The 8,140-nt window shown below is 37.4% G+C and carries 3 protein-coding genes, 3 tRNA genes and 1 pseudogene; 6 read left to right on the top strand and 1 reads right to left on the bottom strand.

The features are described from left to right. Nucleotides 1–298 precede the first annotated feature (298 nt). From BACFIN_RS00540 to BACFIN_RS00565, 6 genes are all read left to right on the top strand, one after another. Nucleotides 299–2,827, top strand: coding sequence for an ATP-dependent Clp protease ATP-binding subunit (locus BACFIN_RS00540; RefSeq protein WP_007758203.1), 2,529 nt, complete (start codon nucleotides 299–301; stop codon nucleotides 2,825–2,827). A 139-nt stretch (nucleotides 2,828–2,966) separates the two neighbouring features. Continuing rightward, entirely contained in the window at nucleotides 2,967–5,012 is a 2,046-nt protein-coding gene (gene htpG / locus BACFIN_RS00545; RefSeq protein WP_007758202.1) for a molecular chaperone HtpG, read from the top strand. A 170-nt stretch (nucleotides 5,013–5,182) separates the two neighbouring features. Continuing rightward, complete coding sequence (locus BACFIN_RS00550; protein ID WP_007758201.1) at nucleotides 5,183–7,483, top strand: patatin-like phospholipase family protein; 2,301 nt, start codon at nucleotides 5,183–5,185, stop codon at nucleotides 7,481–7,483. A gap of 79 nt (nucleotides 7,484–7,562) precedes the next feature. After that, nucleotides 7,563–7,636, top strand: a tRNA-Arg gene (locus BACFIN_RS00555). Between the two features lie 19 nt (nucleotides 7,637–7,655). Next, nucleotides 7,656–7,729 (top strand) — tRNA-Arg (locus BACFIN_RS00560). A 21-nt stretch (nucleotides 7,730–7,750) separates the two neighbouring features. After that, nucleotides 7,751–7,824: transfer RNA gene (locus BACFIN_RS00565), tRNA-Arg, on the top strand. Between the two features lie 140 nt (nucleotides 7,825–7,964). Here BACFIN_RS00565 and BACFIN_RS22840 read toward each other — a convergent pair. Further along, nucleotides 7,965–8,051: pseudogene (locus BACFIN_RS22840) on the bottom strand (transposase); the annotation flags it as partial. Between the last annotated feature and the right edge of the window lie 89 nt (nucleotides 8,052–8,140).

Raw genomic sequence — 8,140 nt, 5'->3', positions numbered from 1 at the left:
TTTCCCGGATATACGAAAGTTTTTGGAAAGAAAGTTTTATTATGAACAGAATGATACCCAACTAAGCTTTAAAATACGAAAACAAAAAGAGAAAAATAATAAATTAGGCTATAAAGGCTATGGAATATCGGCAAAAAGCATCCAGCCATTTGTTATACCTTATTATATATAATGCAAATGTAGCATTTTTATGGCACGCCATTTGTAGATATAAGAAATAAAGCAAATATTGCAATACAAACTTGATTTAATGCGTATATTTGCGAGTGAATAACCCTTAGAAAAGAAGGAAGAAAGTATGAATAATCAATTCTCACAAAGAGTTTCCGACATTATCGTCTATAGTAAAGAAGAAGCGAATCGGTTGAGAAGTAGGTACATAGGTCCAGAACACCTGCTTCTGGGTATGCTCCGTGACGGTGAAGGAAAAGCTATCGAGATATTGTCTAAACTCAATCCCAATCTGACTGCCATCAAACAGCAGATTGAAGCTCAGCTAAAGGTAGAAGCTGATGATATGTTATTACCTGACGCAGAAGTGTCGTTGTCTAATGACGCGGCAAAAATATTAAAAATGTGTATTTTAGAAGCACGTGGAATGAAAAGTAACATCGCTGACACAGAACATGTTCTGTTGGCAATTTTAAGAGAAAAAAAGAATGTAGCAGCCTCCATACTTGAAGCAAATAACATCAATTACGCAAAAGTATTGGAACAGGTGACATTGCAGCCAGACATAAATGCTGGAATGTTTACTGAAGATGACGATGAAGATGAAGAAATGTCTTCCCCCCGCTCAAGCGGAAGAGGCAATACTGAAGAGCGTCAACAGGCACAAACAGCTTCGAAAAAGCCATCTAATGACACACCGGTACTTGACAATTTCGGTACGGATATGACAAAAGCGGCAGAAGAAGGAAAATTAGATCCAGTAGTCGGCAGAGAAAAAGAAATTGAACGTTTGGCCCAAATCTTAAGCCGCCGTAAAAAAAACAACCCTATTCTAATAGGTGAACCGGGTGTAGGGAAATCAGCTATTGTTGAGGGACTTGCTTTAAGAATTACTCAGAAAAAGGTTTCACGAATTTTGTTTGATAAACGAGTTGTGGCTCTGGATATGACAGCTGTCGTAGCGGGTACCAAATATCGCGGACAATTTGAAGAGCGTATTCGTTCCATTCTAAATGAGTTACAGAAGAATCCCAATATAATTCTGTTTGTCGATGAGATTCACACAATTGTAGGTGCAGGGTCGGCTGCAGGCTCTATGGACGCTGCGAATATGTTAAAACCGGCATTGGCTAGAGGAGAAATACAATGTATTGGCGCTACCACCCTTGATGAGTACCGTAAGAATATTGAAAAAGACGGTGCTCTTGAACGTCGTTTCCAAAAAGTAATAGTAGAACCAACTACGGCTGAGGAAACTCTTCAAATTTTACATAACATCAAGGACAAGTATGAAGACCATCATAATGTTTTTTATACTGATGAAGCATTGGAAGCATGTGTCAAGCTGACAGACCGCTATATCACAGATCGCAATTTCCCTGATAAGGCTATTGATGCTTTGGATGAAGCCGGTTCACGGGTACATCTTACTAACATTAATGTTCCTAAAGAGATAGAAGAGCAGGAAAAATTGATCGAAGAAGCTAAAAGTAAGAAAAATGAAGCAGTTAAATCTCAGAACTTTGAACTTGCAGCCAGTTTTCGGGATAAAGAAAAAGAATTCTCTCTTCGATTAGACGAGATGAAAAAAGAGTGGGAAGCCAGTCTGAAGGAAAATAGGCAGACCGTTGATGCAGAAGAGATCGCCAACGTTATATCAATGATGTCAGGTATTCCTGTACAACGTATGGCACAAGCCGAAGGTGTTAAGCTAGCCGGCATGAAAGAAGATCTGCAATCTAAAGTCATAGCGCAAGATACGGCCATAGAAAAGTTGGTAAAAGCAATATTGCGAAGCCGTGTAGGATTAAAAGATCCCAATAAACCAATTGGCACATTTATGTTTTTAGGTCCAACGGGGGTTGGTAAGACCCATTTAGCCAAAGAATTAGCCAAATATATGTTTGGTTCAGCCGATGCACTGATTCGTATAGACATGAGTGAGTATATGGAGAAATTTACGGTTTCACGACTGGTCGGAGCACCTCCGGGATACGTAGGATATGAAGAAGGGGGACAATTAACAGAAAAAGTACGCCGCAAACCATATTCTATTGTATTGCTTGATGAAATAGAAAAAGCGCATCCGGATGTATTCAATATCTTGCTTCAAGTAATGGATGAAGGACGTCTGACTGACAGTTATGGCAGGATGGTAGACTTTAAAAATACTGTTATCATCATGACCTCCAATATCGGAACCCGTCAGTTGAAAGAATTTGGACGAGGGGTCGGATTTGCAACACAAAGCCGCCTTGACGACAAAGAATTCTCGCGAAGTGTAATCCAAAAAGCTTTAAATAAATCATTCGCTCCTGAATTTATTAATCGAGTAGATGAAATTATCACATTCGACCAGCTCTCTCTGGAAGCAATTACAAAGATTATTGATATAGAGCTGAAAGGATTATATAATAGAATTGAATCTATTGGATATAAATTAATTATCGAAGATAAAGCGAAAGAGTTCATAGCAACCAAAGGATACGATGTGCAGTATGGTGCCCGTCCTTTAAAACGAGCTATTCAAACCTATTTGGAAGACGGGTTATCAGAACTCATCATTTCTTCGTCTTTAAAAGAAAAAGACATCATTCAAGTCTCTCTTAATGGAGAAAAGGGTGAATTAGAAATGAAAGCTATTACTCAAGAATAAGATTATATTGTCCATGTTTGGAATCAATATTAAGTATGTCATAATGTCAGACCTTCGGGTCGTGGCATTTTTTTTGTTCTCTACCTGAGTAAGTATCAATTAAAATTAATCAATAGATAAACTAAAAAATATACGTATTATGCAGAAAGGTAATATTGGAGTTACAACAGAGAACATTTTTCCTATTATCAAAAAGTTCTTGTATAGTGACCATGAGATTTTTCTTCGTGAGTTAGTATCCAATGCAGTAGACGCTACTCAGAAGCTGAATACACTAGCTTCTATCGGAGAGTTTAAAGGTGAGTTAGGTGATTTAACCATTCATGTTGAATTAGGCAAAGATACTATTACCATTTCCGATCGCGGTATTGGTCTGACTGCAGAAGAAATCGAAAAGTATATCAATCAGATTGCATTCTCTGGAGCAAATGATTTCCTCGAGAAATACAAAAATGACGCAAATGCCATCATTGGTCATTTCGGATTAGGTTTCTATTCTGCTTTTATGGTTGCAAAGAAAGTAGAAATAATCACTAAGTCATATAAAGACGGCGCACAAGCTGTAAAATGGACTTGCGACGGTAGTCCTGAATTTACAATTGAAGAAGTGGAAAAAGCAGATCGAGGCTCGGATATCATCTTGTACATTGATGATGACTGCAAGGAATTTCTTGAAGAAGCCCGCATCTCCGGACTTTTGAAGAAATATTGCAGTTTCCTTCCTGTTCCTATTGCATTTGGGAAGAAAAAAGAATGGAAAGATGGCAAACAGATAGATACAGCCGAAGATAATATCATCAATGATACAACTCCCCTATGGACTCGCAAACCTAGCGAACTATCGGATGAAGATTACAAATCATTCTATAGTAAGTTGTATCCGATGTCTGACGAACCACTTTTCTGGATTCATCTGAATGTCGACTACCCATTCCATTTGACTGGAATTCTTTATTTCCCGAAAGTAAAAAGCAATATTGAACTAAATAAAAACAAAATTCAATTATATTGCAATCAGGTATATGTTACAGATTCTGTTGAAGGTATTGTGCCGGACTTCTTGACACTGTTGCATGGAGTGATAGATTCTCCAGACATTCCGTTGAATGTTTCCCGGTCATATTTACAGAGTGATTCAAACGTGAAGAAAATCTCAACCTATATCACAAAGAAAGTTTCCGACCGTCTGCAATCCATCTTCAAGAATGATCGCAAACAATTTGAAGAAAAGTGGAATGATTTAAAAATATTTATCAATTATGGAATGCTCACACAAGAGGACTTCTATGATAAAGCGCAAAAATTTGCCCTTTTCACCGATACAAATGACAAGCATTACACATTCGAAGAATACCAGACTCTTATTAAAGATAATCAAACAGATAAAGATGGAAATCTGATCTATCTGTATGCTAACAACAAAGATGAACAATATAGTTACATTGAAGCTGCCACCAATAAAGGATACAATGTTTTGCTTATGGATGGCCAGTTAGACGTAGCTATGATAAGCATGTTGGAACAAAAGCTGGAGAAGTCTCGCTTTACCCGTGTTGATAGTGATGTTATCGACAATCTTATCGTTAAAGAAGATAAGAAAGGCGAAATATTGGAAGCAGACAAGCAAGATGCTATCACAACAGCCTTCAAAAGTCAACTTCCTAAAATGGATAAAGTCGAGTTTAATGTCATGACACAAGCATTGGGAGAAAATTCTGCTCCGGTAATGATTACTCAAAGCGAATATATGCGTCGTATGAAAGAAATGGCAAACATACAAGCCGGAATGAGTTTCTATGGCGAAATGCCTGATATGTTCAATTTAATACTGAATTCCGACCACAAACTGATAAAACAAGTATTAAATGAAGAAGAAGGAGCTTGCCATGCAGAGGTAACCCCGATACAATCTGAAATGGATAGCATCAACAAAAAACGCAATGAGTTGAAAGATAAGCAGAAAGGTAAGAAAGATGAAGATATCCCAACAGCTGAAAAAGATGAACTAAATGATTTAGATAAGAAATGGGATGATCTGAAGAGTAAGAAAGAAGCTATCTTCGCAGGTTATGCCAGCAATAATAAAGTTATCCGTCAACTGATTGACTTAGCTTTATTGCAAAATAATATGTTAAGAGGGGAAGCATTGAACAACTTCGTAAAACGTAGCATTGAGCTGATTTAACATCGCCCCTTTTAAACATTACATAACTTTCAAAAGAGCATTCAACGTTAAATTCACGTTGTAATGCTCTTTTTCACTTTAAAACAAGTGGCAAAATATCGATAAATTGAAAAGTATTGCATATATTTGAACACTTAATAGACAGAAATATCAATTGCTTGACTTGGGTTATGAGAAAAATTCTTTTTGTGTTAATTACTTTATGGCTGACTATTCCGGCTATCCATGCCCAAAAAGTAGGATTAGTATTAAGCGGTGGCGGTGCAAAAGGATTAACGCATATTGGTATTATCCGCGCTTTAGAAGAAAACAATATACCTATTGATTATATTGCAGGTACCTCTATGGGGGCCATCATCGGCTCCTTATATGCTATGGGATATTCTCCCGATGATATGGTGGAACTGTTAAAGTCTGAAGACTTCAAACGATGGTATTCCGGAGAAGTGGAAGAAAAGTATGTATATCATTTCAAGAAAAATCTCCCGACTCCTGAATTCTTTAATATTCGTTTTTCATTCAAAGACTCGCTAAAGAATCTGAAACCACAGTTTCTTCCCACCAGCGTAGTGAATCCGATTCAGATGAATCTCGTTTTTGTTGATCTGTACGCACGTGCTACAGCTGCATGTAAAGGAGATTTTGATAAGCTCTTCGTTCCTTTCCGTTGTATTGCGTCCGATGTATATAACAAGCAGCAATTGATAATGAGAAACGGAGATCTAGGAGATGCGGTCAGAGCTTCAATGAGCTTTCCATTCATGTTCAAGCCTATTGAAATAAACAATGTGTTAGCTTATGATGGAGGGATTTACAACAATTTCCCTACAGATGTCATGAAAGATGATTTTCATCCTGACATTATTATAGGAAGCATTGTATCTACCAATCCCACCAAGCCTAAAGAAGATGACCTTATGAGTCAGATAGAAAATATGGTAATGCAAAAAACCGACTATTCCATTCCCGATTCTGTAGGAATATCTATGACTTTCAAATATGACAATGTCAATTTGATGGATTTCCAACGCATTGACGAACTGCATGATATAGGATATAATCGCACTATCAGCATGATGGACTCGATCAAGAGTCGCATTCACCGACGTGTAAACGCAGACAATATACGTTTAAGAAGAATGGTGTATAAAAGCAATTTTCCCGAATTACGCTTTAAAAATATTATTATTGATGGCGCCAATCCCCAACAACAAGCCTACATAAAAAGAGAATTTCATAAATCGGACAATAAAGAATTCACCTATGAGGATTTAAAACAAGGCTATTTTCGACTGCTTTCAGACAAAATGATTTCTGAAATCATTCCTCATGCGATTTACAATCCGGAAGATGATACTTACGACCTGCATTTAAAAGTCAAACTAGAGAATAATTTTGCAGTAAGATTGGGTGGGAATATATCTACTTCCAACTCCAATCAGATTTATCTAGGACTGAGTTATCAGGATTTGAATTACTATGCTAAAGAATTTGTTCTTGATGGACAACTTGGAAAGATCTATAACAATATCCAATTTATGGCAAAGATAGATTTCGCCACAGCTATACCTACGTCATATCGTCTCATAGGTTCAATCAGCACTTTCGATTATTTCAAAAAGGACAAGCTTTTTTCTAGAAATGACAAGCCGGCTTTTAACCAAAAAGACGAGCGCTTTTTAAAGTTACAAGTAGGCTTACCTTTTCTTTCAAGTAAACGAGCTGAATTCGGCATAGGAATCGCAAAAATAGAAGATAAATATTTTCAGAAAAACATCATAGATTTCGGGAATGACAAATACGACAAAAGCCGTTATAATTTATTAGGGGGATCCATTAGCTTTAATGGAAGCACCCTTAATGCCCGCCAATATCCCACACGTGGATACAGAGAAGCTCTTGTAGCCCAAATTTTTGTTGGAAGAGAACGATTCTATCCTGGTGAAGGGACAACTAGCGATAATAGTAATAGGAAACACCACTCTTGGCTGCAATTATCCTATATGAAGGAAAAATACCATAATATGAGTGAGCATTGGGTTCTGGGCTGGTATTTGAAAGCATTATATGCCTCCAAAAACTTTTCTGAGAATTATACAGCAACAATGATGCAAGCTGGAGAATTCTCTCCCACATTACATAGTAAAATGACATATAATGAAGCTTTCCGTGCCAATCAGTTTGTAGGTGTCGGCATTCGGCCGGTCTACCGTTTAAATCAAATGTTCCATCTTCGAGGAGAATTCTATGGATTTATGCCGATTTATCCGATTGAGAAAAACTCACTAAATAAAGCATACTATGGAAAAGCGTTTTCTAAATTCGAATATCTGGGAGAAATTTCTGTGGTATGCCAATTACCTTTCGGAGACATCTCTGCGTATGTAAATCATTATAGTTCACCAAGAAAAGAGTGGAATGTGGGGTTAAGCATAGGTTTGCAACTGTTTAATTATCGGTTTATAGAATAATTTTTCTACAAAAAAGTCGTTGAAAAGCTTGCTAGTTCGGGAAAAGTCCGTATCTTTGCACCCGTTAAAACAAAATAATGGTCGCGTAGCTCAACTGAATAGAGTAGCTGACTACGGATCAGCCGGTTACAGGTTTGAATCCTGTCGCGATCACTTTTTGAATTAACAGAATGGCCGCGTAGCTCAACTGAATAGAGTAGCTGACTACGGATCAGCCGGTTACAGGTTTGAATCCTGTCGCGGTCACAAACAATTTTATTTATAAAAGGTCGCGTAGCTCAACTGAATAGAGTAGCTGACTACGGATCAGCCGGTTACAGGTTTGAATCCTGTCGCGATCACGAATCCTCTGCATTTCATGTGGAGGATTTCTTTTTTGCCCATTTTATCGAAAAAAATCACCCTTCACCTTCATCCAACGGGTCAACGTAACAATGGGTCAACGTAACGGGTCAACGTAACAATCTGAGGGATTCTATATTTAAGCATATAATTTAGCAAGTCTATATAAGAAAAAAGCTCTATCTCTTACTCCTCTGAACTGTGCTCTAAATGCTTTGATTTTAGGGGTCAACGTAACAATCTGAGGGATTCTATATTTAAGCATATAATTTAGCAAGTCTATATAAGAAAAAAGCTCTATCTCTTACTCCTCTG

The organism is Bacteroides finegoldii DSM 17565 (genome assembly GCF_000156195.1).
GTDB classification, from domain to species: domain Bacteria; phylum Bacteroidota; class Bacteroidia; order Bacteroidales; family Bacteroidaceae; genus Bacteroides; species Bacteroides finegoldii.
This window is presented reverse-complemented; position numbering and strand designations above follow the sequence as displayed.

What these genes read in the sequence shown, in the direction of transcription:
- BACFIN_RS00550 (WP_007758201.1), top strand. Translation starts at nt 5,183, where the DNA reads ATGAGAAAAATTCTTTTTGTGTTAATTACTTTATGGCTGACTATTCCG.
- BACFIN_RS00540 (WP_007758203.1), top strand. Translation starts at nt 299, where the DNA reads ATGAATAATCAATTCTCACAAAGAGTTTCCGACATTATCGTCTATAGT.
- htpG (WP_007758202.1), top strand. Translation starts at nt 2,967, where the DNA reads ATGCAGAAAGGTAATATTGGAGTTACAACAGAGAACATTTTTCCTATT.